Annotated in this window: 22 protein-coding genes and 1 pseudogene; 14 read left to right on the top strand and 9 right to left on the bottom strand. The window is 72.5% G+C overall.

Going from position 1 to position 24,772, the window contains the following annotated elements:
* Both BU204_RS32890 and recG read left to right on the top strand, forming a co-directional pair.
* Window positions 1-1,345 (top strand): DAK2 domain-containing protein (locus BU204_RS32890; protein WP_083661842.1); only part of this gene is annotated, 1,345 nt, incomplete at its 5' end.
* Between the two features lie 27 nt (window positions 1,346-1,372).
* Window positions 1,373-3,607 (top strand): ATP-dependent DNA helicase RecG, encoded by a 2,235-nt coding sequence (recG, locus tag BU204_RS32885; RefSeq protein ID WP_075129706.1) that lies wholly within the window; start codon window positions 1,373-1,375, stop codon window positions 3,605-3,607.
* A gap of 65 nt (window positions 3,608-3,672) precedes the next feature.
* Here recG and BU204_RS32880 read toward each other — a convergent pair whose 3' ends face one another.
* Complete coding sequence (locus BU204_RS32880) at window positions 3,673-5,247, bottom strand: coiled-coil domain-containing protein (RefSeq protein WP_075129705.1); 1,575 nt, start codon at window positions 5,245-5,247, stop codon at window positions 3,673-3,675.
* 105 nt (window positions 5,248-5,352) lie between these two features.
* Window positions 5,353-7,557 carry an MMPL family transporter gene (locus BU204_RS32875; RefSeq protein ID WP_083661839.1) on the bottom strand — a complete coding sequence of 735 codons (2,205 nt, stop codon included), beginning with the start codon at window positions 7,555-7,557 and terminating at the stop codon, window positions 5,353-5,355.
* Between the two features lie 168 nt (window positions 7,558-7,725).
* On the opposite strand from BU204_RS32875, the gene BU204_RS32870 reads away from it, so the two are divergent.
* A complete protein-coding gene (locus BU204_RS32870) occupies window positions 7,726-8,853 on the top strand; it encodes a S8 family peptidase (RefSeq protein WP_075129704.1) in 1,128 nt (375 codons plus the stop codon).
* A gap of 111 nt (window positions 8,854-8,964) precedes the next feature.
* Window positions 8,965-12,339, top strand: coding sequence for a pyruvate carboxylase (locus BU204_RS32865; RefSeq protein ID WP_075129703.1), 3,375 nt, complete (start codon window positions 8,965-8,967; stop codon window positions 12,337-12,339).
* 19 nt (window positions 12,340-12,358) lie between these two features.
* On the opposite strand, the gene BU204_RS32860 is transcribed toward BU204_RS32865, so the two are convergent.
* A complete protein-coding gene (locus tag BU204_RS32860) occupies window positions 12,359-13,336 on the bottom strand; it encodes an NAD-dependent epimerase/dehydratase family protein (protein WP_075129702.1) in 978 nt (325 codons plus the stop codon).
* Between the two features lie 60 nt (window positions 13,337-13,396).
* Between BU204_RS32860 and BU204_RS32855 the strand changes: the two genes are divergently transcribed.
* Window positions 13,397-14,020 carry a TetR/AcrR family transcriptional regulator gene (locus BU204_RS32855; protein WP_075129701.1) on the top strand — a complete coding sequence of 208 codons (624 nt, stop codon included), beginning with the start codon at window positions 13,397-13,399 and terminating at the stop codon, window positions 14,018-14,020.
* 11 nt (window positions 14,021-14,031) lie between these two features.
* On the opposite strand, the gene BU204_RS32850 is transcribed toward BU204_RS32855, so the two are convergent.
* Window positions 14,032-16,164 carry a HelD family protein gene (locus BU204_RS32850; RefSeq protein ID WP_075129700.1) on the bottom strand — a complete coding sequence of 711 codons (2,133 nt, stop codon included), beginning with the start codon at window positions 16,162-16,164 and terminating at the stop codon, window positions 14,032-14,034.
* 102 nt (window positions 16,165-16,266) lie between these two features.
* Here BU204_RS32850 and rsmD point away from each other — a divergent pair, with 102 nt between their 5' ends.
* Both rsmD and coaD read left to right on the top strand, forming a co-directional pair.
* The gene (rsmD, locus tag BU204_RS32845; protein WP_332888607.1) at window positions 16,267-16,833 is read left to right on the top strand and encodes a 16S rRNA (guanine(966)-N(2))-methyltransferase RsmD; all 567 of its coding nucleotides are present in this window, start codon (window positions 16,267-16,269) and stop codon (window positions 16,831-16,833) included.
* Window positions 16,834-16,885: 52 nt separating this feature from the next.
* A complete protein-coding gene (gene coaD / locus BU204_RS32840) occupies window positions 16,886-17,368 on the top strand; it encodes a pantetheine-phosphate adenylyltransferase (protein ID WP_075129698.1) in 483 nt (160 codons plus the stop codon).
* Between the two features lie 5 nt (window positions 17,369-17,373).
* Here the strand turns inward: coaD and BU204_RS32835 are convergent, their stop codons facing one another.
* Window positions 17,374-17,844 (bottom strand): GNAT family N-acetyltransferase, encoded by a 471-nt coding sequence (locus tag BU204_RS32835; RefSeq protein ID WP_075129697.1) that lies wholly within the window; start codon window positions 17,842-17,844, stop codon window positions 17,374-17,376.
* 66 nt (window positions 17,845-17,910) lie between these two features.
* On the opposite strand from BU204_RS32835, the gene BU204_RS32830 reads away from it, so the two are divergent.
* The 6 genes from BU204_RS32830 to mutM all read left to right on the top strand — a co-directional run bounded on the left by BU204_RS32830 (window position 17,911) and on the right by mutM (window position 21,954).
* Complete coding sequence (locus BU204_RS32830; RefSeq protein WP_075129696.1) at window positions 17,911-18,648, top strand: ribonuclease domain-containing protein; 738 nt, start codon at window positions 17,911-17,913, stop codon at window positions 18,646-18,648.
* 90 nt (window positions 18,649-18,738) lie between these two features.
* Window positions 18,739-19,458: a DivIVA domain-containing protein gene (locus BU204_RS32825; protein ID WP_075129695.1), complete on the top strand. Its 720-nt coding sequence runs from the start codon at window positions 18,739-18,741 to the stop codon at window positions 19,456-19,458.
* An 87-nt stretch (window positions 19,459-19,545) separates the two neighbouring features.
* Window positions 19,546-20,100, top strand: coding sequence for a YceD family protein (locus BU204_RS32820; protein ID WP_075129694.1), 555 nt, complete (start codon window positions 19,546-19,548; stop codon window positions 20,098-20,100).
* A gap of 45 nt (window positions 20,101-20,145) precedes the next feature.
* Entirely contained in the window at window positions 20,146-20,328 is a 183-nt protein-coding gene (gene rpmF / locus BU204_RS32815) for a 50S ribosomal protein L32 (RefSeq protein WP_075129693.1), read from the top strand.
* A gap of 26 nt (window positions 20,329-20,354) precedes the next feature.
* Window positions 20,355-21,101, top strand: a complete 747-nt coding sequence (gene rnc / locus BU204_RS32810; protein ID WP_075129692.1) for a ribonuclease III — start codon at window positions 20,355-20,357, stop codon at window positions 21,099-21,101.
* The gene (mutM, locus tag BU204_RS32805; RefSeq protein ID WP_075129691.1) at window positions 21,094-21,954 is read left to right on the top strand and encodes a bifunctional DNA-formamidopyrimidine glycosylase/DNA-(apurinic or apyrimidinic site) lyase; all 861 of its coding nucleotides are present in this window, start codon (window positions 21,094-21,096) and stop codon (window positions 21,952-21,954) included. Before rnc ends, mutM begins: the two co-directional genes overlap by 8 nt.
* A gap of 12 nt (window positions 21,955-21,966) precedes the next feature.
* Here the strand turns inward: mutM and BU204_RS32800 are convergent, their stop codons facing one another.
* From BU204_RS32800 to BU204_RS40965, 4 genes and pseudogenes are all read right to left on the bottom strand, one after another.
* Entirely contained in the window at window positions 21,967-22,497 is a 531-nt protein-coding gene (locus BU204_RS32800) for an SbtR family transcriptional regulator (RefSeq protein ID WP_233160875.1), read from the bottom strand.
* Window positions 22,498-22,692 (bottom strand): annotated as a pseudogene (locus BU204_RS42325) (helix-turn-helix domain-containing protein); the annotation flags it as partial.
* A 174-nt stretch (window positions 22,693-22,866) separates the two neighbouring features.
* Window positions 22,867-23,601 carry a CAP domain-containing protein gene (locus BU204_RS32795; RefSeq protein ID WP_233160873.1) on the bottom strand — a complete coding sequence of 245 codons (735 nt, stop codon included), beginning with the start codon at window positions 23,599-23,601 and terminating at the stop codon, window positions 22,867-22,869.
* Window positions 23,602-23,650: 49 nt separating this feature from the next.
* Complete coding sequence (locus tag BU204_RS40965) at window positions 23,651-24,382, bottom strand: PKD domain-containing protein (protein WP_198943072.1); 732 nt, start codon at window positions 24,380-24,382, stop codon at window positions 23,651-23,653.
* A 69-nt stretch (window positions 24,383-24,451) separates the two neighbouring features.
* Between BU204_RS40965 and BU204_RS32785 the strand changes: the two genes are divergently transcribed.
* On the top strand, window positions 24,452-24,745 hold the full coding sequence (locus tag BU204_RS32785) for an acylphosphatase (protein ID WP_233160872.1): 294 nt from the start codon (window positions 24,452-24,454) through the stop codon (window positions 24,743-24,745).
* Window positions 24,746-24,772 lie beyond the last annotated feature (27 nt).

The raw sequence follows: 24,772 nt of genomic DNA, 5'->3' as shown, positions 1-24,772 counted from the left end.
CGGCGCGGCCGCCGCCCGGGCCGCGGCGGCGATGACCGACCCGGTGCCCGGAACCATGATCACCGTCGCCGAGGGTGCCGCGGCAGCGGCCCGTGCCGAGCCGTCCGACGAGCTGGCCGCGGTGGCGACGGCGGCCGCCGCCGGCGCCCTCGCCGCGCTCGAGCAGACGCCCCGGCAGCTCTCCGTGCTGGCCGCGGCCGGGGTGGTCGACGCGGGTGGTCGCGGTGTGGTCGTCATGCTCGACGCCCTGGTCGCGGTGGTCACCGAACAGCCGGCGGCGCTGGTGGCCGCGGCCAGGGCACGCGAGGTGCCCGCGCCGGAGACGTCGATGTTCACCGCGCGGGAGTCGGGCTCGGACCAGTTCGCCTACGAGGTCATGTACCTGCTCGACACCATCGACAGGGAGATCGACAAGGAGACCGACAAGGAGACCGACAAGGACGGGCCCGACCCGATCGGGCGGCTGCGGGACCGGCTCGACGGGCTCGGCGACTCGGTGTCGGTGGTCGGCGACGGGGCGGGCCTGTGGACGGTGCACGTCCATTGCAACGACGTGGGCGCGGCGATCGAGGTCGGTGTGGAGACCGGGCGCCCGCACCAGATCAGGGTGGCCCGGTTCGCCGACGCGCCCTCGGCCGAGGCGTCCCGGTTCGCCCGGGACCGGGCCGTCGTGGTGCCGGTGCGCAGTACGGAGCTGGCGGACCTCCTGGTCGGCGAGGGGGTCGTGGTCGTGACCCTGGCCGGGGAGGAGGCGGGGGAGGGCGAGACCGCCTTCCGGCTGCTCGAGGTCATCACCGCGACGGGGGCCGCCCACGTGAGCGTGTTACCGGGCGACGCCGGCCTGGTGGAGGCCGCCGACGAGGCCTCGATCCGCGCCGTGGCGGCCGGGCAGGACGTCGTCGTGGTGCCGTGCGCCTCGCCGGTGCAGGTGCTGGCGGCGGTGGCCGTGCACGACCCCCGGCGGCGGGCGGGCGACGACGTGGTGGCGATGGCCGAGGCCGCCGCGGCCACCAGGCGGGGCGAGGTGGTGGTGTCCGCCGAGGAGGCCATGACCTGGGTGGGTACCTGCGCGGCGGGGGACGTGCTCGGCCTGGCCGACGGCGAGGTGGTGCTGATCGAGCCCGGGCCGGCCGACGTCGCCGCACTGGACCGGGCCGCCTGCGGCGTGGTCGAGCGTCTGCTCGGCACGGGCGGTGAGCTGGTCACCGTGCTCCTCGGCGCCGACGCGCCGGAGGAGCTCGCCGGCGAGCTCACCGACTACCTGCGCCGTGAGCACCCGGAGACCGAGGTCGTCGCGTACCACGGCGGGCAGAGCCACGCCGTGCTGATGCTCGGCGTGGAGTAGGCCGGCCGGCGCGACATAATTGCCCCGATGGTCTCCCTGGACGACAAGCTCGAGCTGGCGGTCGGCGCACGCACCGCCAAGGCGCTGGCGGCTGCGCTGGACCTGCACACGGTCGGCGACCTCGTGCACTACTACCCCCGCCGGTACGCCGAGCGCGGGGAGCTGACCGACATCGCCGGGCTCGAGATCGGCGAGCACGCGACCGTGCTCGCGCGGGTGAAGTCGGTCAACGAGCGGCGCATGCGCCAGCGCCGAGGCTGGATCCTCGAGGTGGTGATCACCGACGGCACCCGCACGCTGAACTGCACGTTCTTCAACATGCGCCAGCACTCGGTGAAGCTCAAGCCCGGGGTGAGCGCGTTGTTCGCCGGCAAGGTGTCGATCTACCAGAACAAGCTCCAGCTCACCAACCCCGAGTACCAGCCGATCGAGCAGGACCAGGCGGCCGACGACGGTGGCGAGGCCGCCGTCGACACGGCGATCGACGACTTCCTCGGGCTCATCCCGGTCTACCCGGCCGCGGCGAAGGTCCAGTCCTGGCAGGTCGCCAAGTGCGTGCGGCAGACCCTCGGGCTGCTCGACACCATCGAGGACCCGATGCCCGAGGAGCTGCGCGAGGGGCGGATGTCCTTCGACGAGGCGGTCCGGGCGATCCACTCGGCCAAGGACTGGGCCGGCGTGAACGCCGCCCGGGGGCGGCTCAAGTGGGGGGAGGCGCTGGCCGTCCAGCTCGCGCTCGCCCAGCGGCGCGCCGCGGCGACCGCCCGCCCCGCCCCGGCCTGCCCCCGCCGCGCCGACGGCATCCAGGCCGAGTTCGACCAGCGCCTGCCGTTCGAGCTGACCAGCGGGCAGCGGGAGGTGGGTGAGGTGATCGCCGAGGACCTCGCCGGCCGGCACCCGATGAACCGGCTGCTGCAGGGCGAGGTGGGCAGCGGCAAGACCGTCGTGGCGCTGCGGGCGATGCTCCAGGTGGTGGACGCCGGCCGCCAGGCGGCGTTGCTGGCGCCGACCGAGGTGCTCGCCGCCCAGCACGCCCGGTCGCTGGCGAAGATGCTCGGCGACCTCGCCCAGGCCGGCGAGCTGGGGGCGGCCGAGCACGCCACCCGGGTGGCCCTGCTCACCGGCTCGCTCCCCGCCGCGCAGCGCAAGCAGGTCCTGCTCGACGTGGTCAGCGGGGCGGCCGGCATCGTGGTCGGGACCCACGCGCTGATCCAGGACCGGGTCGAGTTCGCCGACCTCGCCCTGGTCGTGGTGGACGAGCAGCACCGCTTCGGGGTCGAGCAGCGGGACGCGCTGCGCACCCGGGCCGGGGAGAACGTCAGCCCACACGTGCTGGTGATGACGGCGACGCCGATCCCGCGGACCGTCGCCATGACCGTCTACGGGGACCTGGAGACCTCCTCGCTGCGCGAGCTGCCCGCGGGACGCTCGCCGATCAGCACCGCGGTCGTGCCGGCCGCCGAGAAGCCGACCTGGCTCGACCGCGCCTGGCAGCGGTTGCGCGAGGAGGTGGCCGAGGGGCACCAGGCCTATGTGGTCTGTCCCCGCATCGGCGAGAAGGACGCCCCGGAGGACGTCGACCAGCTCTCCGACCAGCTCTCCGACGAGGCGCTGGACGAGATGCTGGCCGGCTCGGAGTCCGCTCGCCGGCCGCCGCTGGCCGTGCTGGCCGTCGCCGAGGAGCTCGCCGCCGGGCCGCTGGAGGGCCTACGGCTCGCGGTGCTGCACGGCCGGTTGCCCACCGACGAGAAGGACGCGGTGATGCGCGCGTTCGCGGCGGGGGAGGTGGACGTGCTGGTGGCCACGACGGTCGTCGAGGTCGGCGTGGACGTGCCGAACGCCACGGCGATGGTGATCATGGACGCCGACCGGTTCGGCGTGAGCCAGCTCCACCAGCTGCGCGGCCGGGTCGGTCGCGGTTCGGCGGCGGGGGTGTGCCTGCTGGTGACCGACGCGCTGGCGGGCACCGCGACACGCGACCGGCTGGACGCGGTGGCGTCCACCCTGGACGGTTTCGAGCTGGCCCAGGTGGACCTGGAGATGCGCCGCGAGGGCGACATCCTCGGCGCCACCCAGTCGGGCAAGCACTCACAGCTCAAGCTGCTGTCGCTGCTGCGCGACGCGGAGCTGATCACCGAGGCGCGCGAGGTGGCCCAGCGCCTGGTGACGCGGAGCCCGGACCTGCGCGAGCACCCCGGTCTCGCGCGGATGGTGGCGAATCTCGTCGGCGACTCCCGTGCGGAGTACCTGGAGAAGGTCTGAGACACGAGAACGCCTTCGCCGCGGTGCGGCGAAGGCGTTCTCGTGTCGGTCCCCTGGGGCGCGCCCTACTTCCCGTTGACGTGGGAGCGAACCTGGCTGTCCGGCTGCGGCTTGGGCTGCGGCGGCGCCGGCTTGTCCGTTCCACCGGTGTCCCCGCCCATGGCCTTGGCGAAGTGGCGGCGCGCCTCGCCCAGGATCGCGTAGGTCGCGCTCACCTGCTCGGACACCCGACGCTCGAACTCGTCGGCTCGCCGGGTGCGGTCGTTGGCCTCGGCCAGCCGCCCCTCGGCATCCTCGATGATCTTCGCGGCCCGGATCTTCGCGTTGGCCTGCTGCTCGGTCAGCTCCTTGTCCACCCGGCCGCGGCGCTCGGCGATCTCCTTGTCGGTGGCTCGGGTCCTGGCCTCCGCGTCGGCGACCATCTTCTCGGCCTCCTGCTGAGCCCTGGTCTGGAGCTGGGCCAGGTGCTTCTCGGTGGCCGCCTGCCTGTCCGCCAGCGCCTTCTCCGCCTCCTCGACCCGGCGCCGGGCGTCGGTGATGATCGTGTCCGCCTGCGCCTGCGCGGCGGCCTCGCGCTGGGCGAGGACCTGCTCGGCCTCGGCCCGCTCGGCGTTCCACGCCTCGCGCAGCTTCGCGGCCTCCCGCTCGGCCTCGGCGATGATCTTGGCGGCGCGTTCCTTGGCCACCGCGGCCCGCTCGTTCAGCTCGCGCTCGAGCTCCGCGCGCTGAGCCTCGATGCCGGCCTCGGCCTCCTGCTCGAGCGCGGCCCGCCGCTCGGCGGCCTTCGCGTCCAGCAGCTCCCGCTGCTTGGCCGCCTCGGCGTCGCGCTGCTCGCGCCGTTGCCGGGCCGCGGCGTCGAGCTGGGCGATCCGCTCCTCGTTGGCCCGGGCGGCCCGCTCCACCTCGGCTCGGGCGTCGGCCATGAGCTGGTCGTGCTCGGCTGCCGCCCGTGCTCGCAGACCCTCGTACTCGGTCTCCAGCGCGGCGTGGTTGCGGGCGTACTCCGCCTCCAGCGCCTTGCGGCGCTGCGCGAGCTCGGCGGAGGCCGCCTCGTGCTTGGCCTTCTGCTCCTTGGCGTAGTTCTGCACCTCGGAGCGGATGCCGGCGGCGTAGTCGTCGGCGGCGGACTTGGTCGCCGTGGCGTAGCTGTCCGCGTTGGTGCGGATCTCCTTGGCGTGGTCGTCGGCCTCCTTGCGGGTGGCCGCCGAGTACTTGTCGGCGTCCTCCCGGGTCTTGGAGGCGTGCGCGTCGGCCTTGGCCCGGGTCGAGTGGCTGTACTCGTCGGCGTCGGCTCTCGTGGTGCGGTCGTAGTTGTCCGCGTCGCGCTTGAACTCCGCGATCTCCTCTTCGGCCAGCTGCCACATCAACCGCTGCCGCTCGGACATCGCCTCGTTGCTGGTGGGGTTCGTGGCGATGCGGTTGAGCTGGGCCTTGGAGTCGATCAGCTGCTGTTGTGCGCTGCCGAGCGCCTTGGTCAGCTCGGCAACCTTGGCCACCGCCTCGTCGCGGCTCTTCTGGACGTGACCGAGGTCGAAGGTCAGACGAGTGACCCGCTCGTTGACCTGGCGCTGGTTGTAGCCCCGGAGAACGGTGTCGAACCGGGGGACACGGCTGTTTGCGTCGGAATCGCCAGCAGGCATTGCCCCACTTTAGAGGGTCACCACAAGGGGTGACATCGGCAGGCAGCGGTGAATGCCCAGGGCCACCTCACCATGGCAAACGGTGAGGTGGCCCGCCTTTCATGATCACCGCACGGGCTGTGCCGCCCGCCTCGCCGGCTCGACCGAATGATCGTCGGACGAGGCAATTGACTCCTCGCCGCGACCCTCAATTCGCCCGGGCCACCAGTTCGCCCGGCCCAGCAGTGCCATCAGCGAGGGCAGGACGAGCACCCGGATCACCAACGCGTCGATGAACACCGCGACGGACAGGCCGACACCGATCTGCTTCATCTCGTTCATGCTCAGCGTCGCGAAGATCGCGAACACCGACACCATCACCACCGCGGCACTGGTGACCACCCCGGCCGAACGCGTGATCCCCTGTGCCACCGCCTCTCTGGTCGACAGCCCGCCGCGGGCGGCCTCGCGGATCCGGCTGACGACGAACACGTGGTAGTCCATGGAGAGTCCGAAGAGGACCGCGAACAGGAACAGCGGTATCCAGGAGACGACCGTGCCGGTCGAGGTGAAGCCCAGAATGCCCTCGGCCCAGGTGTGCTGGAAAACCAGGACGAGCGTGCCGAACGCGGCCGCCGCGGACAGCGAGTTCAGCAGGATCGCGGTGAGCGCGACCGCGATCGAGCGGAACGTCGCCAGCATGATCAGGAACGTCAGCAGCAGGACGAAACCGATCACGAGCGGCATCCGGTCGGCCAGGTTGCCCGTGTAGTCGACGTCGCGGGCGATGTCCCCACCGACGGCGTGCTCGTTGCCCGGCACCCGGTCCAGGTTCGCCGGCACCAGCTCGGTGCGCAGCTTCGCCAACGAGCTCTCGGCCCCGTCGGTACCGGGAGCCTGTGTCGTCGGCACCTCGAGCAGGGTGACCCGCCGGTCGTCGGAGACGCGGAGGTCCGGCTCGGCGCCGCTCGCGTAGAGCGGGTCGTTCACCGTCTGCCCGTGCAGCGCGACCAGCGCGCCGCGCACCGCATCGGCCTGGCCCGGCTCCGCCCGCACGGCGACGACGTGGATGACCCCCTGGCTGGGGAAGGCCTCGGTCAGCCGGTCGTAGGAGCGCATCACCGGGATGCTGCGGGGCAGGTCGTCGTCGCCGCTGTTCTTCAGGTTGAGGTCCAGCGCCGGCCAGGCGAGGGCACCCAGCGCGGCGAGCGTGAGCACGAGCGTGGCGGCCGGGAAACGCAGGGCCGGGCGGAGCAGCCGCGGCCAGACCCGGGGCGGACCCGACCGGTTGGTCAGCCGCCACAGCAGCGGAACGCGCGGGCGGTCGACGAACCGGCCGAGCTTGGCGAGCAGTGCCGGCAGCACCGTCAGCGAACCCAGCACCGCCACCGCGACCACGATGATCGAGCCGGTGGCGAGCGAGGCGAACACGGCGTCGCTGGTCAGGTACAGCCCGGCCATCGAGATCATCACCGCGAAACCGGACACCACGACGGCGTGCCCGGAGGTGGCCGCGGCGATCTCGACGGCCCGCACGTGCGGGTTGCCGTTCTGGCGTTCCTCCCGTTCCCGCTTGAGGTAGAACAGCGAGTAGTCGACCCCGACGGCCATGCCCATCAGCAGGATCACGCTGGAGACCGTGTCGACGGCCGGCACGAGGTGCGAGGCGAGCGCGCTGAGCCCGAATGCGGAGCCGACGGCGGACAGGGCGAGCAGCACCGGCACCCCCGCCGCGATGATCGCGCCGAACGCGACCAGCATGATGACCAGGGTCACCGGCAGGCTGATCAGCTCGGCCTTGGCGAGGTCCTCGCCGATCTGGTCGTTGACCCCCTTGTTGATCGACGGGCCGCCGACCTCCTCCACCCGTACCGCGGGGTGGTCTCGCTGCACCGCCTCGGTCTGCGCCAGCAGCGGGTCGAGCCGGTCGCGCGCCTCGTCGGGGTCGCCCGCCATCGTGATCGGCACGAGCAGTGCCTGCCGGTCGGCCGAGGGCACCGGCTCGCCGACCTCGGCCACTTCCGGGAGACCGCGCATCCGCTCGGCGGCGTCCGCGGCGGCCGCGCTCGCCGCCGCCTGGTCCAGCTGTCCCGACCGCGCCGTGATGAGGACGTTCTCCTCCGCGCGGTCGCCGAACTCGCCCGAGCTCACGATCGACGTCGCGCGGCCCGCCTCGCCGATCGCCATGTCCTCGTCGGTCGCCTCGTTGGTCCCCAGCCACGAGCCGGCCGACAGGCACACCGCGACGAACACGACCCACAGGCCGATCGCCCGCCAGGGGTGGGTCGCACTCCACCGCGCCACGCGCACGGTGCTCGCCTGCCTCTTCACATGCCTGTCCTCTCCAGACGCCCACCCCGACAACAGGTTTCATGCTTTCGGTTGGCGGACCGGCGAACACGGGTGTGCTCCCCCGAGCCGGGGGTGGGGACAGCCCCACCCCCGGCTGGCAACTGGTGAACCTTGCTCCCCGCCCTGGGGACGACTAACGAGATTGGTATGGAACTCGCGAACGCCGGTGTCGCTCTCCTGCTCGGCACGGCGGTGGCCGTCGGCCCGGTGTCCCCGGTGGACGCCGAGCCGCCCACCGCCGGGTACGTCGTGGTGCTGTCGGCGGAGCGCGACGTCGAGGGTCGCGCGAAAGCGGCGGCCGGCCGCTTCGACAGCGTCGTCGAGCACACCTTCACCGCCGCGCTGCCCGGCTTCTCGCTCGGCCTCAGCGAGTCCGAGGCCGCCGCGTTGGCGAGGGAGCCGGGCGTGGCGGCGGTCGTGCCGGACACCCCGGTCCGCGCGTTCGGTGAGCAGGTCGCCCCGCCGTCCTGGGGGCTGGACCGGATCGACCAGCGCGAGCTACCACTCGACGGGGTGTACCGGTACCCGACCGGGGCCGAAGGGGTGCACGCCTACGTCATCGATACGGGCGTGAGCGCGCACCCCGACCTGGCGGGCAGGATCCGACCGGGCATCGACCTCGTCGACGACGACACCGACGCCGCGGACGCCAACGGGCACGGCACGTTCGTCGCCGGGATCCTCGGTGGCACCGCCCACGGCGTGGCCAAGGGCGTCGCGATCGTGCCGGTGCGGGTGCTCGACGGCAACGGCTCCGGCACGGTCGCCGACGTGATCGCCGGGATCGACTGGGTCACCGCCAACGCGGTGCGGCCCGCCGTCGCGAACCTGAGCCTGGGCGGCGCCCCCAACACCGCCCTGGACACCGCGGTGCGCAACGCGGTCGCCTCCGGGGTGAGCGTGGCCGTGGCCGCCGGCAGCTCCGCCGGCGACGCGTCGAACTACTCCCCGGCCCGGGTGACCGAGGCGCTGACCGTCGGCTCGGCGGGGGCGGACGACTGCGCGGCACCGCAGTCCAACCGCGGTCCGGCACTCGACCTCTACGCCCCGGGGCAGCGCGTCACCGGCCCGTGGCCCGACGGCGGGACGCGGACGATGTCCGGCTCCTCGCTCGCCGTCCCGCACGTCGCCGGCGCGGTCGCGATGTACCTGCACACGAACCCGACCGCCGACCCCGCGACGGCCGCCGCCGCGGTCGTCGGCGCGGCCACCCGGGACGTGCTCTGCGGGGTCCCGCCGGCCACCGCGAACCGGCTGCTGTTCACCGGTCCCTGAAAACCCCGGAATGTCCTCCGAGAGGTGCCCGTCACGTGGGACTTAACTCCCGGTGGGCGGGACCGGGCGGTAACGTTCCCTGGGACGTCCCCCCTACCAGGAGGTTCGCCCATGTTCCGCAAGATCCTCGTCGCCAACCGGGGTGAGATCGCGATCCGCGCGTTCCGCGCCGGATACGAGCTCGGGGCCGGCACGGTCGCCGTGTTCCCCTACGAGGATCGCAACTCACTGCATCGCACGAAGGCCGACGAGGCCTACGAGATTGGCGAGCCGGGCCATCCCGTCCGGGCCTACCTCTCGGTGCAGGAGATCATCGGCGCGGCCCGGCGGGCGAACGCGGACGCGGTCTACCCCGGGTACGGCTTCCTGTCGGAGAACCCGGAGCTGGCCAGGGCGTGCGCGGAGGCCGGCATCACCTTCGTCGGCCCACCGACCGAGGTCCTCGAGCTGACCGGCAACAAGGCACGTGCGGTGGCGGCCGCTCGCGAGGCCGGCCTGCCCGTGCTGCGGTCCTCGGCGCCCTCGGCCGACCTCGACGAGCTGCTCACCGCGGGGGAGGAGCTGGGCTTCCCGCTGTTCGTGAAGGCCGTCGCCGGCGGCGGCGGGCGCGGCATGCGCCGGGTGCTGGAGTCGGGCGCGTTGCGCGAGTCGCTGGAGGCGGCGATGCGCGAGGCCGAGTCGGCGTTCGGTGACCCGACGGTGTTCCTCGAGCAGGCCGTGGTCTCGCCCCGGCACATCGAGGTGCAGATCCTCGCCGACGCCACGGGCGAGGTGATCCACCTGTTCGAGCGGGACTGCTCGGTGCAGCGCCGCCACCAGAAGGTCATCGAGATCGCGCCGGCGCCGAACCTCGCCCCCGAGCTCCGGGAGCGCATCTGCGCCGACGCCGTCGCCTTCGCCAGGCACATCGGCTACCGCAACGCCGGCACCGTCGAGTTCCTGCTCGACGCGAACGGCAAGCACGTCTTCATCGAGATGAACCCGCGCATCCAGGTCGAGCACACGGTCACCGAGGAGGTGACCGACGTCGACCTGGTGCAGTCGCAGCTGCGGATCGCCTCCGGCGCGACCCTCGCCGACCTCGGGTTGAGCCAGGACGGCATCCGGCTGCGCGGTGCGGCGCTGCAGTGCCGGATCACCACCGAGGACCCGGCCAACGGCTTCCGCCCGGACACCGGGATCATCAGCCACTACCGCTCGCCCGGCGGTGCGGGCATCCGGCTGGACGGCGGCACCTCGTCCTCCGGTACCGAGATCAGCGCGCACTTCGACTCGATGCTGGTCAAGCTGTCCTGCCGGGGGCGCGACTTCCCGGCCGCGGTGGCCAGGGCCCGGCGCGCGGTCGCCGAGTTCCGCATCCGCGGGGTGGCGACCAACATCCCCTTCCTGCAGGCCGTGCTCGACGACGCCGACTTCATCGCCGGCAACGTCACCACCTCGTTCATCGAGGACCGGCCACACCTGCTGACCGCGCGGCAGTCCGCCGACCGCGGCACCAGGCTGCTCACCTACCTGGCCGACGTGACGGTCAACCGTCCGCACGGCGACCGTCCGGACGTGATCGACCCGGTCAAGAAGCTCCCGGCCGTCGAGCTGGGGTCCCCGCCCGCCGGGTCGAAGCAACGGCTCGACGAGCTCGGCCCGGAGGGCTTCGCCCGCTGGCTGCGCGAGTCGAACGCGGTCGGGGTCACCGACACGACGTTCCGCGACGCCCACCAGTCCCTGCTCGCCACCCGGGTCCGCACCAGGGACCTGGTGAACGTCGCGCCGTACGTGGCGTCGATGACCCCGCAGCTGCTCTCGGTGGAGTGCTGGGGTGGGGCGACCTATGACGTGGCCCTGCGGTTCCTGGCCGAGGACCCGTGGGAGCGCCTCGCCGCGCTGCGCACCGCGCTGCCGAACATCTGCCTGCAGATGTTGCTGCGCGGACGGAACACGGTCGGCTACACGCCGTACCCGACCGAGGTCACCACCGCGTTCGTGCAGGAGGCCGCGGCGACCGGGGTGGACATCTTCCGGATCTTCGACGCGCTCAACGACGTCGAGCAGATGCGGCCCGCCATCGACGCCGTGCTGGAGACCGGAACCGCGGTGGCCGAGGTGTCGCTGTGCTACACGGCGGACCTGTCCGACCCGGGTGAGCGCCTGTACACGTTGGACTACTACCTCAAGCTCGCCGAGCAGATCGTCGGCGCGGGTGCCCAGGTGCTTTGCGTCAAGGACATGGCGGGACTGCTGCGCGCGCCGGCTGCCCACCGGCTGGTGACCGCGCTGCGCAAGGAGTTCGAGCTGCCCGTCCACCTGCACACCCACGACACCGCGGGCGGCCAGCTGGCGACCTACCTGGCGGCGATCCAGGCCGGTGTGGACGCGGTGGACGGCGCGAGCGCCTCGATGGCCGGTACGACCTCCCAGCCGCCGCTCTCGGCGATCGTGGCGGCGACCGACCACGGTCCCCGCGAGACGGGACTGGACCTGCAGGCCGTCTGCGACCTCGAGCCCTACTGGGAGATCGTGCGGAAGGTGTACGCGCCGTTCGAGGCCGGGCTGCCCGGGCCGAGCGGTCGGGTCTACACCCACGAGATCCCCGGTGGACAGTTGTCGAACCTGCGCACGCAGGCGACCGCGTTGGGCCTTGCCGACCGGTTCGAGGAGATCGAGGCGGTCTACGCGGCGGCCGACCGGATGCTCGGCCGGCTGATCAAGGTCACCCCCTCGTCCAAGGTGGTCGGTGACCTGGCTCTGCACCTCGTCGGTGCGGGTGTGAACCCCGCCGAGTTCGAGGCCGACCCGGGCCGGTTCGACGTGCCCGGCTCGGTGATCGGCTTCCTCCGCGGCGAGCTCGGTGACCCGGCGGGTGGTTGGCCCGAGCCCTTCCGCAGCAAGGCGTTGCGGGGGCGTGGCGAGCCCAGGCCGGCCCCGACGCTGAGCGACGAGGACCGCGCCGGCCTCGCCGAGGACCGCAGGACCACGCTGAACCGGCTGCTGTTCCCGCAGCCGGCCAACGAGTTCCTGGCCCACCGTGAGCAGTTCTCCGACACCAGTGTGTTGCAGAGCAAGGACTTCTTCTACGGCCTGCGACCGAGGGTGGAGTACCCGGTCGACCTGGAGAAGGGTGTGCGGCTGCTGATCGAGCTCGAGGCGATCGGCGAGCCGGACGAGCGGGGCATGCGAACCGTGCTGGCGAGCCTGAACGGCCAGCTGCGGACGATCCAGGTACGGGACCGTTCGGTCGCGTCGGACCTCCCGGTCGCCGAGCGGGCGGACCGCTCCAACCCCGGCCACGTCGCCGCACCGTTCGCCGGTGTGGTCACGCTGGCCGTGGCGGAGGGCGACGAGCTCGAGGCCGGCGACACCGTCGCCACGATCGAGGCGATGAAGATGGAGGCCTCGATCACCGCTCCCAAGGCCGGCACGGTGCAGCGTCTCGCGATCGGGTCGGTGGCCCAGGTGGAGGGTGGCGACCTGCTCGTCGTGCTCGCCTGACCGACCTCGCGCGTGCGGGTCAGGTGCTGGCCGCGGCCAGGTTGTGGGCGAGGAGGCTCTCGGCGGTGTCCACGAGCGACGTGCGGAGCGGGCGCATCCGCCAGCCCAGCTCCCGCTCCGCCTTGTCGTGGCTGAGGTGCACCGGGCGGTCGGCGTACTCCAGGCCGACCCGCAGCGTGCGGTCGAAGCGCGCCAGCGTCCACATCAGCCAGAAGGGCAGCCGGCGGGTTGGCACCCGATGACCTCGGGGGTTGAACTCCTCGGCCAGGATCGCGGCGACCTCCGGCAACCAGACGTTGTCCCCGGCGAGGATGTAGCGGTTGCCCGCGGCGTTCGGCGTCTCGATGGCGAGCCGGTGAGCGGCCGCCACGTCCCGAACGTCGACCATCGCGAAACCGAGGTTGGGCACGGCCGGTATCTCCCCGTTGAGCAGGCGCCGGACGACCGTGACCGAGGTGCCGGCCGAGGCGTGGAGGACCGGGCCCAACACCATGCCGGGGTTCAGCACGACCAGCTCCAGCTCCGGGTGCTCGGCCGCGAAGCGCCACGCGGCCTGCTCCGCGAGCGTCTTGCTCCGCGCGTACGCGTGCGCGGTGTCCACGGACGCCCAGTCGGCCTCTGTGCGCACCCGGTCGTCGCCGCGTCGCCGCCCGGCGTTGACCGCGGCGACCGAGGAGGTCAGGACGACCCGCCGCACGCCGGCGGCCGCTGCCGCCGCCAGCACCCGCAGCGTGCCCTCGACGGCGGGGGCGACCAGCTCCTCCGGGTCGCGGGGCTCCGCTGCCGGGAACGGGGACGCCACGTGCAGCACGGTCTCGCAGCCGGCGACCGCCTCCGGCCAGCCGCGGTCGTCGAGCAGGTCGGCCGGGACGATCTCGACGCCACCCGGACGCGGCCGGCGGGCGGTGCCGCGAACCGAGTACCCGTGCGCGACCAGGTCGGCCACGCAGTGGCTCGCCACGAACCCGGACGCCCCGGTCACCAGCACCTTCGACATGAGCCCCCTCCTCCATCTAAGCACTGTTCAGTATCTGAACACTGTATAGTCCTCTGTTGTATGGACGTCAACTACGCTCCGTTGGTGCCCCACACCCGCCCTCGCGGCAGCTACCACCACGGCGCACTCCGAGAGGAACTCCTGAACGCCTGCGTGCGGCTGATCGAGGTGGAGGGTATCGGCGCGGTCAGCCTGCGGCGGGTGGCGCGCGAGGCCGGCGTCAGCCCGGCGGCGCCCTACCACCACTTCGCCGACCGGGCCGCGTTGCTCGCGGCGATCTCGGTCCGGGGCTTCGAGCAGCTGACCGAGCGGTTGCGCGCGGCCCTGGCCGGCCGCGAGCAGCCGCGGGCGGCCGTCGTCTCGCTCGCCCGGGCCTACGTCACCTTCGCCAGGGAGCGGAAGGGCTACTTCCAGCTGATGTTCCGCCCCGAACTGTCCCAGCCGGAGAAACACCCGGACGCCCGCGCGGCCGGCGACGCCGCGTTCGCCGTGCTCGCCGACGTCGTGGCCGAGCTGGACAGCCCCGACCCCGAGGCCCTCGCGGTGTCCCTGTGGGCCTTCGCCCACGGGCTCGCCGCACTGGCCCTCGACGGCCAGCTCGACCACCGCGGTGCGGAGCTCGGCACCGACGCCGACATGTTGACCGCGCGGGCCATCCGCCTGCTCGACTCGATGCTCGGCTGAGTGCTCGGTGCTCAGGCGGGCCAGGACGGGTCGGTCGTCAGCACGGTCAGGCGCTGGGTCGCCCGGGTGAGTGCCACATACAGCGTGCGCGGGCCGGTCGTGGACTCGGTGACCAGCTCGGTCGGCTCGACCAGCACCACCGCGTCGTACTCGAGCCCCTTGGCCTCCACGCCGTCCACCACGGACAGTCGGGGGTCGTCCAGGTCGGACAGGGCGGCGCGGACCTCGGCCAGCCGGCCGGTCGAGGTGATCACTCCTACCGTCCCGTCCACCTCGGACAGGAGCGACGTGGCCTCCGGCAGGGTGGCCGCCACCAGCTCCTCGGGGGCCACCGCGCGCACCGACGGCTTGACCCCGGTACTGCGCACCGCGGTCGGCAGCTGGTCCGGAGTGGACACGTCGGCCACGACCTGGGCGGCCAGCTCGAAGATCTCCGCGGAGTTGCGGTAGTTCGTGCCGAGGGCGAACCGGCGGCGCGTCGTCCGCGCGCCGAGCGCCGAGGCGCGAGCCGACTCCGCCTCGTCCGGGTCGGGCCAGGAGCTCTGCACCGGGTCGCCCACGATCGTCCAGCTCGCGTACCGGCCGCGCCGGCCCACCATGCGCCACTGCATCGGGGACAGGTCCTGTGCCTCGTCCACCACGATGTGGGAGTACTCGTCGTAGTGCTCGGTCCGCCGGTAGGTGGGCGCGTCCGGCCGCTCGCCCCACGCCCGCAGCTCGGCCGCCTGTGCCGCGGCGCGCCTGCGGTGGCGCTTGGGGGGCGGGCCGAGCAGCACCCGTAGCTCGTCGAGCAGCGCGATGTCGGCGACGGTCGGGCCGGTCGGCGAGGAGAACGACGCGGCCAGCAGGCCGACCTCGGCGGGGGACAGAGCGCGGCCCGCGGCCGCGGCCAGCCGGTCCCGGTCGGCGAACCAGCCCAAAACCTCGGTCGGGGTGAGGATCGGCCACCACACGACGACGAACCGGTGGAAGTCGATCCGCTCGCCCAGCTCGGTGATCACCTCGTCGCGCTCCATGCCCGGCCGGCCCTCGGCCTGCCGCCACAACGCCGCCAGCAGCGCCTCGGCCGCGTCCACCCTGGACTGGTTCGGCGGCCGGCCGGCCGAGTGGACCTGGCGGCGGACCCGGCCCAGCTCCTGCTCGTCGAGCTTGAGCACCTCGCCCCGGTGGGTGATGCGCAGCTCGGTGGGGGCGCCGGGAGGGGCGTCGCGCAGGGCCCGCTTGAGCACGCGGCGCATCCGCAGCGAGCCCTTGACCCGGTTCACCTCGGGCGGGTCCACCGTCGCCGCCGCGGCGCCGTCGAGCACCTCGCCGAGGGAGCGCAGCTCCACGGTGTCCTCGCCCATCGAGGGCAGCACGCGGGAGATGTAGGAGGTGAACGCCGGCGACGGGCCGATGACCAGCACCCCCGAGCCGCCCATCCGCCTGCGGTCGCGGTAGAGCAGGTAGGCCACCCGGTGCAGCGCGACGGCGGTCTTGCCGGTTCCGGGACCGCCGGTGATCTCGGTGATGCCCCGCCACGGCGCCCGGATCGCCTCGTCCTGCTCCTTCTGGATCGTCGCGACGATGTCCCGCATCTTGTCGCCGCGGGCCCGGGTCAGGCTCGCCATCAGCGCGCCCTCGCCGACGACCGCCATGCCGTCCGGGCGCTTGTCCGGGGCGAGCAGGTCGTCGTCGATGTCCACGACGTTCTGACCCGAGGAGCGGATGACCCGCCGGCGCACGACGTTCATCGGCTGCTCGGCGGTGGCCTGGTAGAAGGCGGCGGCGGCCGGGGCGCGCCAGTCGGTGACCAGGTTGTCGAAGTTCACGTCCCGGATCCCGAGCCGCCCGACGTACATGGTCTCGGTCGCGGGGCCGGTGTCCTCGCCGCCGACGATGTCCAGGCGGCCGAACACGAGCCCCTCGTGCTCGGCGTCCAGGCTGCGCAGGATCTGGTTGGCGTGGCGCACCATGACGTCGCGTTCGAACAGCATCGAGGCCTGTTCGAAGATCGCCTCGTTCCGCGCGCCGTGCGCCAGCTGGTCGCCCTTGCGTCGCATGTCGCGCGCCTCGACGCGCATCTCCTCGACCCGCGCGTAGACGACGTCGACGTGTGCCTGCTCGACAGCGATCTCGGACTGCCTGACAGAGATGTGCGACACGCACTCTCCCTGGTGTACCTGCTTTGTGGAATGGGAAGAGCGAGCCTACGCGAATTCCCGGGGGAGGGGGTGGACCCCCTGGTCAAGCATGCCTAGCGCGTCCTGCGCGACGATGTCGGGATGACGAGGATCGTGGCCGGGACGGCCGGCGGGCGCCAGCTCGCGGTGCCCAGGCGCGGCACCAGGCCGACCTCGGACCGGGTGCGGGAGGCGTTGTTCAGCGCGGTCGAGGCGGTGATGGACCTGCCGGGTGCCCGGGTGCTCGACCTGTACGCCGGCACGGGCGCGCTCGGGCTGGAGGCGCTCTCGCGGGGGGCGGGGCACGCGCTGCTGGTCGAGTCGGACGCGGGGGCGGTCGCCGTCCTGCGCCGCAACGTGGCCGCGCTCGGGCTCACCGGCGCCCAGGTCCGCCAGGGCAAGGTCGCGACCGTGCTGGCCACCCCGCCGCCGGAGCCGTTCGACCTGGTGCTGTCCGACCCGCCCTACTCCCTCACCGACACCGCGCTCGCCGCCGACCTCGCCGCGCTCGCGGCGTGGACCCGGCCGGGGTCGCTCGTGGTCGTCGAGCGCGCCCGCCGGTCCGGGACCCCCGCCTGGCCCCAGCCCCTGGTGGCGGACCGGATGCGGCACTACGGGGACACGACACTGCACTGGGGCCGGGTGGGGTGATCAGGACCACCGCCGGCGGGTGCGCCGCTTCCTGGGCTGATACGGTCCGCCAATGAGGCGCGCGGTGTGTCCCGGTTCCTATGACCCGCCCACCAACGGACACCTCGACATCCTGGAACGTACTGCCGCCGTCTTCGACGAGGTCGTGGTCGCGGTGCTGATCAACAAGAGCAAGCGCGGGCTGTTCACCGTCGAGGAACGGATGGAGATGCTCGGCGAGGTGGTCGCGCACCTGCCCAACGTGCGGATCGACTCCTGGCACGGCCTGCTCGTCGACTACTGCCGCCAGCACGAGATCCGGGCGATCGTGAAGGGCCTGCGCGCGGTCAGCGACTTCGACTACGAGCTGCAGATGGCCCAGATGAACCAGCAGCTGACCGGTGTGGAGACGCTGTTCATGCCGACCAAGCCGCTGAACAGCTTCCTGTCCAGCTCGTTGGTCAAGGAGGTCGCGACCTACGGCGGCGACGTCGCGCACCTGCTCCCGGACACCGTGCACCGGCGCCTGCTCGAGCGGCTCGGCGAGCAGGGCTGACGCGCTCAGAAGATGAGCTTCATGCCGACGTGGCTGGCCACGAAGCCCAGCCGGGCGTAGAACCGGTGGGCGTCCACCCGGCTCGCGTCGGTGGTCAGCTGAACGACGGCCGCACCCCGGGCACGGGCCTCCTCGATGGCCCACTCGGCCAGGTGCCGACCGATCCCCGCGCCGCGCTGGTCGGCCCGCACCCGGACCGCCTCGATCAGCGCGCGGGTGGCGCCGCGGCGGGACAGACCCGGGATGAACGTCAGCTGCAGCGTGCCGACGACCTCGCCGTCGAGCTCGGTCACCGCGAGGTACTGGCGCGGGTCCGCGTCGATCTCGGCGAACGCCCTGGCGTAGGCCGCGTCGCCGACGCGCTCGCGGCGGGCGCCGAGCGCGTCGTCGGCGAGCAGCGCCACGATCGCCGGGACGTCGCGGGCGGTCGCCCGCCGGATGAGCGGCTGGGTGCTCGTCTGGGGGGTCGTTGCCATGAGAACTCCCGTGTCCCGCCTGAAGACGGCTACTGCGCCGTCACCTCCAGGGTCTACGGTCGGTGAATGAGCAACGTCCGGCCCCTGTCCGTCACGACGCTACTCACTCTTCTGGTCACCGCGCTCACCGGTTTCGGCCTCACCGCGGCGGCCACCACCGTCACCGCGCCGGAGGTCGCGGCCGTACAACCGGTGTGCGGCGACACCTCCGGCTACGAGCTCGTGCCGCTCGGCGACCTCCCGCCGGAGGCGACCGACACCGCCGAGCTGATCGCCGCCGGCGGACCGTTCCCGTATCCGCAGGACGGCACCGTGTTCGGCAACCGCGAGGACCTCCTGCCGGACTGCGCGCAGGGCTACTACCACGAGTACACGGTCGAGACACCCGGCCTGCCCCACCGGGGGGCGCGCCGGATCGTCACCGGTTCGGCCGGCGAGCACTTCTTCACCGACGACCACTACGCGAGCTTCGTCCTGGTCGACCTCGAGGCGGCGCCAGACGAGTGCGGCGCCCCGAGCGGTCTGGACGAGGTGCCGGTGGCCGACCTCCCGTCCGAGGTGGGTCGGACCGTCGCGCTGGTGCGCGCCGGCGGGCCCTACCCCTACCCCGGCGACGGGCAGGCCTACCAGAACCGCGAGGGTCTGCTGCCCGACTGCGCGTCCGGGTACTACCGCCTCTTCACCGTGCCCACCCCCGGGGTCTCTGGGCGGGGCGACCGGCGGCTGGTGTCGGGCGAGGGCGGGGAGTTCTACTACACGCCGGACAGGTACGCCACGTTCGTGGAGGTCGACACCGACGGCTGACACGCCAGCGGGCCACCTCCACCGATCGCCCTGCGCCAGACGGCAGACTGGACCGACGCAGGCAGGTGCGGGCGGTGGAGGAGGCCGGCGGTGTACAAGGTGTTCGAGGCGCTCGACGAGCTCGTCACGATCGTCGAGGAGGCCAGGGGGGTGCCGATGACCTCCAGCTGTGTGGTGCCCCGCGGTGACGTCCTCGAACTGCTCGACGAGGTGCGCGACGCGCTGCCGGCCGAGGTCGACGACGCGCAGGACGTGCTCGACCGCAAGGACGAGATCATCGGCAACGCCGAGCACCAAGCCGAGCAGACGGTGAGCAAGGCCGCCATGGAGGCGGACAAGGCGATCGAGGACGCCAGGGCCAGGGCGGAGCGGATGATCGCCGAGGCGCAGGCGCGGGCCGACCGGCTGGTCGCCGAGGCGCAGGACCAGGCGGCCAGGACCGTCGCCGCCGGGCAGGCCAAGTACGACGAGCTGGTGGGTCGCTCGCAGGTGGACGCCGACCGGATGATCCAGGCCGGTCGGGAGTCCTTCGAGCGCTCGGTCGAGGAGGGCCGCATCGAGCAGGAGCGGTTGGTCTCCCAGACCGAGGTCGTCCAGGCGGCGCATGCCGAGTCCGCCCGCATCCTCGACGCGACGGCCGACGAGGCCGCCCGTCAGCGCGCCGAGTGCGACGAGTACGTCGACAGCAAGCTCGCGGAGTTCTCCGACCTCCTCAGCCACACTCTCCGCACGGTCGGCAAGGGGCGGGCGCACCTGCGGGGAGCGGCGGTCACCGGAGTGAGCGCGGCGCCTTTCGACTACACCGCCTGACCCCGGCCGCGTGAGCGCGTAGGCTGGAACGGTCGCGCCGCGCGTCGCGCGCGGCCAAATCAACCGTTGGGAAGCGTCGAGTTCGCCATGTCCGAACGCAAGAGCGCGTGGGTCGTCGACACCAGGGAGCTCGGCCGCCGGCCGGGCCTGTCCCGAGAGGTGCGCCGTACCGCACACCTCCAGACGGCGCTCGGTGTCGAGGGTGTCGTCGTCGTGCCGAAGGGTGCCGAGGTCCAGCTGGACGTGCTGCTCGAGTCGGTCGTCGAGGGTGTGCTGGTGTCCGGCACAGCGGTGGCGCCGACCGAGGCCGAGTGCTCCCGCTGCCTCGACCCGATCCGGGGCGAGGAGGTCGAGGTGGAGTTCACCGAGCTGTTCGCCTACCCGGACAGCGTCACCGAGCAGACCACCGACGAGGACGAGGTCGCGCGCCTGGTCGACGACCTGGTCGACCTGGAGCCGGTCGTCCGGGACGCGACCGTGCTCGCCCTGCCGAGCGTGCCGCTGTGCACGCCGGACTGCGCCGGTCTGTGCCCCGAGTGCGGTGTCAAGTGGGCCGATGCCGGTCCGGATCACCGGCATGAGACGATTGACCCTCGGTGGGCCGCGCTCACCGAGCGGTTCAGCACGGACCGGGACGAGTGAGAAAGCGCCGTCCGGTCCCACCCTGTCGTTGAAGGAGATTGAGTCGTGGCCGTCCCCAAGCGGAAGATGTCGCGTTCCAACACGCGTTCTCGCCGGTCGCAGTGGAAGACCAGCGCTCCGCACCTGGTGGAGTGCTCCAACCGGGCGTGCCGCACGCCCAAGCCGCAGCACGTCGTGTGCCCGTCCTGCGGGCAGTACGACGGCCGCCAGGTCACCGAACCGGCCTGATCCGGGGGTGAAGGTGGGCTGTGGCAGTGGGGAGTAGGGCGGCACGCGGCCCGGCGGCCGACCCGGCCAAGCTACTCGAGGCGCTCGGCGTCGACCTGGACGCCGAGCTCTTGACGCTCGCCATGACACACCGCTCGTACGCCTACGAGAACGGTGGCCTGCCGCCCAACGAGCGACTGGAGTTCCTCGGGGACGCCGTGCTCGGGCTGGTCGTCACCGATCACCTCTACCGGGCGCACCCGCAGCTGCCCGAGGGCAACCTCGCGAAGCTGCGGGCCAGCGTGGTGAACATGAACGCGCTCGCCGGCGTCGCGCGCGGCCTCGGCGAGGGCGGGCTCGGCCCGCACCTGTTGCTGGGCAAGGGCGAGGAGCTGACCGGCGGCCGGGACAAGCCGAGCATCCTCGCCGACGGCATGGAGGCCGTGATCGGCGCGGTGTTCCTGCAGCACGGCATCGAGACCGCGCGGGACCTGATCCACCGGCTGTTCGACCCGCTGCTGACCGCGGCGCCGCTGCTCGGCGCGGGTCTCGACTGGAAGACCTCGCTCCAGGAGCTCACGGCGCAGGCCAGCCTCGGCGTGCCGGAGTACCGCGTGCAGGAGGAAGGTCCGGACCACCGCAAGGAGTTCACCGCGACGGTGATCGTCGCCGGGCAGGACCGGGGCAGCGGGGACGGCCGGACCAAGAAGGAAGCCGAGCAGAAGGCCGCCGAGGCGGCCTGGCGCACGTTGTCCGAGCTGGTCAAGTCGGGCAAGCCGGACGGCGATGCCTGAGCTACCCGAGGTCGAGGTCGTACGCCACGGGGTCGACGTCCACGTCACGGGCAGGCTGGTCCGCTCGGTCGAGGTGCTCCATCCCCGCGCGATCCGCCGGCACCTCCCCGGCGCGTCCGACTTCGCCGGCCGGTTGACCGGTCGCCGGGTGACGGCGATGCGGCGGCGGGGCAAGTACCTGTGGGCGGAGCTGTCGGGCGGGGACGCCATGCTCGCCCACCTCGGCATGAGCGGCCAGCTGCTGGTTCAGCCCGAGGGCGCCCCGGACGAGAAACACCTGCGCGTCCGGTTCCGCTTCGACGACGGCGGTCCCGAGCTCCGGTTCGTGGACCAGCGCACGTTCGGCGGCTTCTCGATGGGGGAGCTGGTGGAGGTGGACGGGACCGTCCTGCCCGCCCCGATCGCCCACATCGGCCGCGACCCGATGGATCCCCGCTTCGACCCCGCCGCGGCGGTGCGGGCGTTGCGCCGGAAGCGGACCGAGCTCAAGCGCGCCCTGCTCGACCAGACCCTGGTCTCCGGCATCGGAAACATCTACGCCGACGAGGCCCTCTGGCGGGCCAGGGTCCACTGGGCCAAGCCGACCGACCGCATCGGCCCGGCCAAGGCCGCCGAGGTACTCACCGCGGCCACCGAGGTGATGACCGAGGCCCTCGGCGCCGGCGGCACCTCGTTCGACGCCCTCTACGTGAACGTGAACGGCCAGTCCGGCTACTTCGACCGCAGCCTCGCCGTCTACGGCCAGGAAGGCCGCCCCTGCCGCCGCTGCGGCCGCCCCATCCGCCGGGAACCGTTCATGAACCGGAGCTCGTTCAGCTGTCCCCGGTGCCAGCCCCGCCCCACGGCCCGCTGACCGGCGTGCTCGTCAGCGCGGACGGCAGCGTCCGCGTTCCTTGCTGCGCAGCTCGGCGGTCATCCCCGCGTAGCCGGGCCCGGGGCCCGGCGGGATCCGGGTGAGCTGGTCGACCGAGATCGCGGGACCGGGCAGCTCCTCGGTCGAGACGAACCTGAGCAGGCCGTCGAGCAGGAGCTCCAGGTGCCGGTGGCTGAGGCGGTGGTTGTCCTCGGGAGCCATCGCGCCGGGCAGCGGCGGGGTGAGGCGGATGATCAGCAGACCGATGTCGCCGCTGGTGATGTCGGGGCGCAGCGAGCCCTCGAGGTGGGCGGCCTCGACGAGGGCGTCCACGGCCTCGCGGGAGTCCCGGCGGGCGGCCAGCAGTTCCTCGTCCATCGGGATGCGGTCGGCCAGGACCGGCATCACCGCACCGATGCGCAGGTCGATCGAGTCGTGCATGTAGCGGCTGAGGCCGGAGAAGGCGTCCGGCTCCTCCTCCAGGGCCGCTCTCGCCTCGGTGCCGCACTGCCGGACGGTGTCCAGCGCAACCTGACGAAGCAATACCGATCGGTCTGGAAAGTGGCGGTACAACGTCGCAATGCCGACGTTGGCGCGACGCGCGATCAACTCCATCGGCGCGGTCGGTCCCTGCTCAATGATGAGGTCAACGGCAGCGCGGAGGATCTGCTCCCGGTTCCGAAGGGCGTCGGCCCGAGTGCGGCGCTGCCTGGGTCTGCGTCCGTCGTTGTCGTCCATAGTCGCCTTATCCGGAGGAAAATCCTTCGGAAAGTAACGGTACTGCAGACGGTCGCCGACCACTACCTTCCTCGTTGCTCTGGAAATTCCCAGCGTCCCCACCTGGGACGACGCGGGGGACCAGGTGGAATAACCGCCCGTGACGGGGATATTCGGAGTCCGGGAAACTCCGGCTCAGTAGCCGAAGTTCTGCGTCCAGTACCAGCCGTCCTTGTCGAGCCCCACGCCGATCGTGGTGAGCTGGCAGTTGAGGATGTTCGCGCGGTGGCCGTCGGACTCCATCCAGCTGTTCATCACCTGGGTGGCGCTGGTCTGCCCGCGGGCGATGTTCTCCGCACCCGGGCTCTCGTAGCCGGCCTCGAGAATGCGGTCGGCGAAGGTGAGCCCCTCGGGGGTGGTGTGGTCGAAGTACTCGCGCTCGGACATGTCGGAGCTGTGCTGCTGGGCCGCCTCCACCAGCTCCGGCTCGGTCGTCACCGGGTCGCATCCGCTCTGCGCGCGCGCCGCGTTGACCAGGGTGACGACCTGCTCCTCCTCGGTGACCTGGGTGGGCGTCCCGGTCGCGGGGGGCGGCGCGGGGGCCTCCGAGGACGGGGAGGACGGGGCCTCGCTCGGCGTCGAGGTGGGCTGCTGCGTGGTGGAGGCCGGAACGGTCTCGACCGTGCTCGAGTTCTGCTCGTAGGTCTGCTCGTCCGCCGACTCCGCGGGGAGCGCGCCGGTCGGGTCCTCGGAGTCCGACAGGCCCGGGTCGGAAGCGGGAGAGTTCTCCACGGCCAGGTTGACCTGGCCGGCGTCGGCCACGGACTCGGCGTCCGTCATGAACGTCGCGGCGCCCGCCGTCAGCGCGCCGACGAGGGCGGCACTGAGGGCGGGAAGCACGGGGCGGCGAATTCTCCGTGACGAGGTCACGGTCCGGCAACGTACCACCAAAGTGTTACGCCACAAAGAGGGGGACCCGTCACGCACCGGTGGTACCGGGCGCCGTGACGGTGACCCCCTTCGTTGCGGTGTGCGACTTGCCCCGGCCGTCGCTCACGGTCAGCGTCACCGTGTAGCTGCCCGCGGCGAACGTGTGCGAGGGGCTGACCGCGGAGCTCGTACCGCCGTCACCGAAGTTCCACGAGTAGGTCAGCCCGTCGCCGTCCGGGTCGCTGGACCCGCTGCCGTTGAACGTGCAGTCGTAGCCGGTGTCCGGGCAGCCGCCGGTGATCGAGGCGACCGGCGCCTGGTTCTGCGTGGTCGTCGTGGGCGGGTTCGTCGTCGGCTTCGGCGTCGTGGTGTTGCCCGCCGGTGGCGGATTGCCCGCCGGCTGCGTGTTGCCCGGCTGCCCGCCCTGGCTCGTCGGCTTGGTACCCGAGGCGCCGGTCGCCGTGCTCGCGCTGGTCGAGGACGTGGTCGTCGAGGACGCCGCGGTGCTCGGCGCGGTGGAGGGAGCGCTGGAGGCGGTGGTCGGCGTCGTGGTGCCGGTCTGGGGGTCGTCGAACGGCGTGGACTCGATCACCCCGCGGCTGTCCGGTCTCGGCGCCGCCTGCTCCTCGCCCGAGCCGGCCAGTGCGGCGACGGTCGCGAACGCCGTCGACACCACGACGGCGGCGACGGCGAGAGAGAGGTAGGGCGACCTGGCGAAGCGCCGTTCGCCCTCCAGGGGTCGCTCCGGCAGGGGAGACAGCTCACCCTCTGGCTCGGACATCAGGCGTCCAACCTCCTCGAACTCCGCCATTGCTCCGGACGGCGTAGTACGGCGCGGTAGGTTCACGCCGTGGACGACACCGTAGTTGACCAACCCGTTCGGTTGACCTCCTGGGTCCACGGACGGGTGCAGGGTGTCGGCTTCCGGTGGTGGACCCGCGCCCGTGCCCTCGAGCTCGGGCTGACCGGCTACGCCCGCAACCTCGTCGACGGGCGCGTCGAGGTGGTCGCGGAGGGTCCCCGGGAACGCTGCGACACCCTGCTTGACCTGCTGCGATCCGGTTCGACGCCCGGCTCGGTGGACACGGTCGTCGAGCGCTGGACGCCGGCCCGGGGTGATCTTGCCGGATTCGCGGAGCGCTAGCGTGTGATAACAGCGTGGTCACGGCCT

It is taken from the genome of Actinophytocola xanthii (genome assembly GCF_001921205.1).
Lineage (GTDB): Bacteria > Actinomycetota > Actinomycetes > Mycobacteriales > Pseudonocardiaceae > Actinophytocola > Actinophytocola xanthii.
This window is presented reverse-complemented; position numbering and strand designations above follow the sequence as displayed.

Bases quoted from the DNA above. Each gene is read 5' to 3' on its own strand.
- recG (WP_075129706.1), top strand. From the start codon at position 1,373: ATGGTCTCCCTGGACGACAAGCTCGAGCTGGCGGTCGGCGCACGCACC.
- BU204_RS32880 (WP_075129705.1), bottom strand. From the start codon at position 5,247: ATGCCTGCTGGCGATTCCGACGCAAACAGCCGTGTCCCCCGGTTCGAC.
- BU204_RS32870 (WP_075129704.1), top strand. From the start codon at position 7,726: ATGGAACTCGCGAACGCCGGTGTCGCTCTCCTGCTCGGCACGGCGGTG.
- BU204_RS32865 (WP_075129703.1), top strand. From the start codon at position 8,965: ATGTTCCGCAAGATCCTCGTCGCCAACCGGGGTGAGATCGCGATCCGC.
- BU204_RS32860 (WP_075129702.1), bottom strand. From the start codon at position 13,336: ATGTCGAAGGTGCTGGTGACCGGGGCGTCCGGGTTCGTGGCGAGCCAC.
- BU204_RS32855 (WP_075129701.1), top strand. From the start codon at position 13,397: ATGGACGTCAACTACGCTCCGTTGGTGCCCCACACCCGCCCTCGCGGC.
- coaD (WP_075129698.1), top strand. From the start codon at position 16,886: ATGAGGCGCGCGGTGTGTCCCGGTTCCTATGACCCGCCCACCAACGGA.
- BU204_RS32835 (WP_075129697.1), bottom strand. From the start codon at position 17,844: ATGGCAACGACCCCCCAGACGAGCACCCAGCCGCTCATCCGGCGGGCG.
- BU204_RS32830 (WP_075129696.1), top strand. From the start codon at position 17,911: ATGAGCAACGTCCGGCCCCTGTCCGTCACGACGCTACTCACTCTTCTG.
- BU204_RS32820 (WP_075129694.1), top strand. From the start codon at position 19,546: ATGTCCGAACGCAAGAGCGCGTGGGTCGTCGACACCAGGGAGCTCGGC.
- mutM (WP_075129691.1), top strand. From the start codon at position 21,094: ATGCCTGAGCTACCCGAGGTCGAGGTCGTACGCCACGGGGTCGACGTC.
- BU204_RS40965 (WP_198943072.1), bottom strand. From the start codon at position 24,382: ATGTCCGAGCCAGAGGGTGAGCTGTCTCCCCTGCCGGAGCGACCCCTG.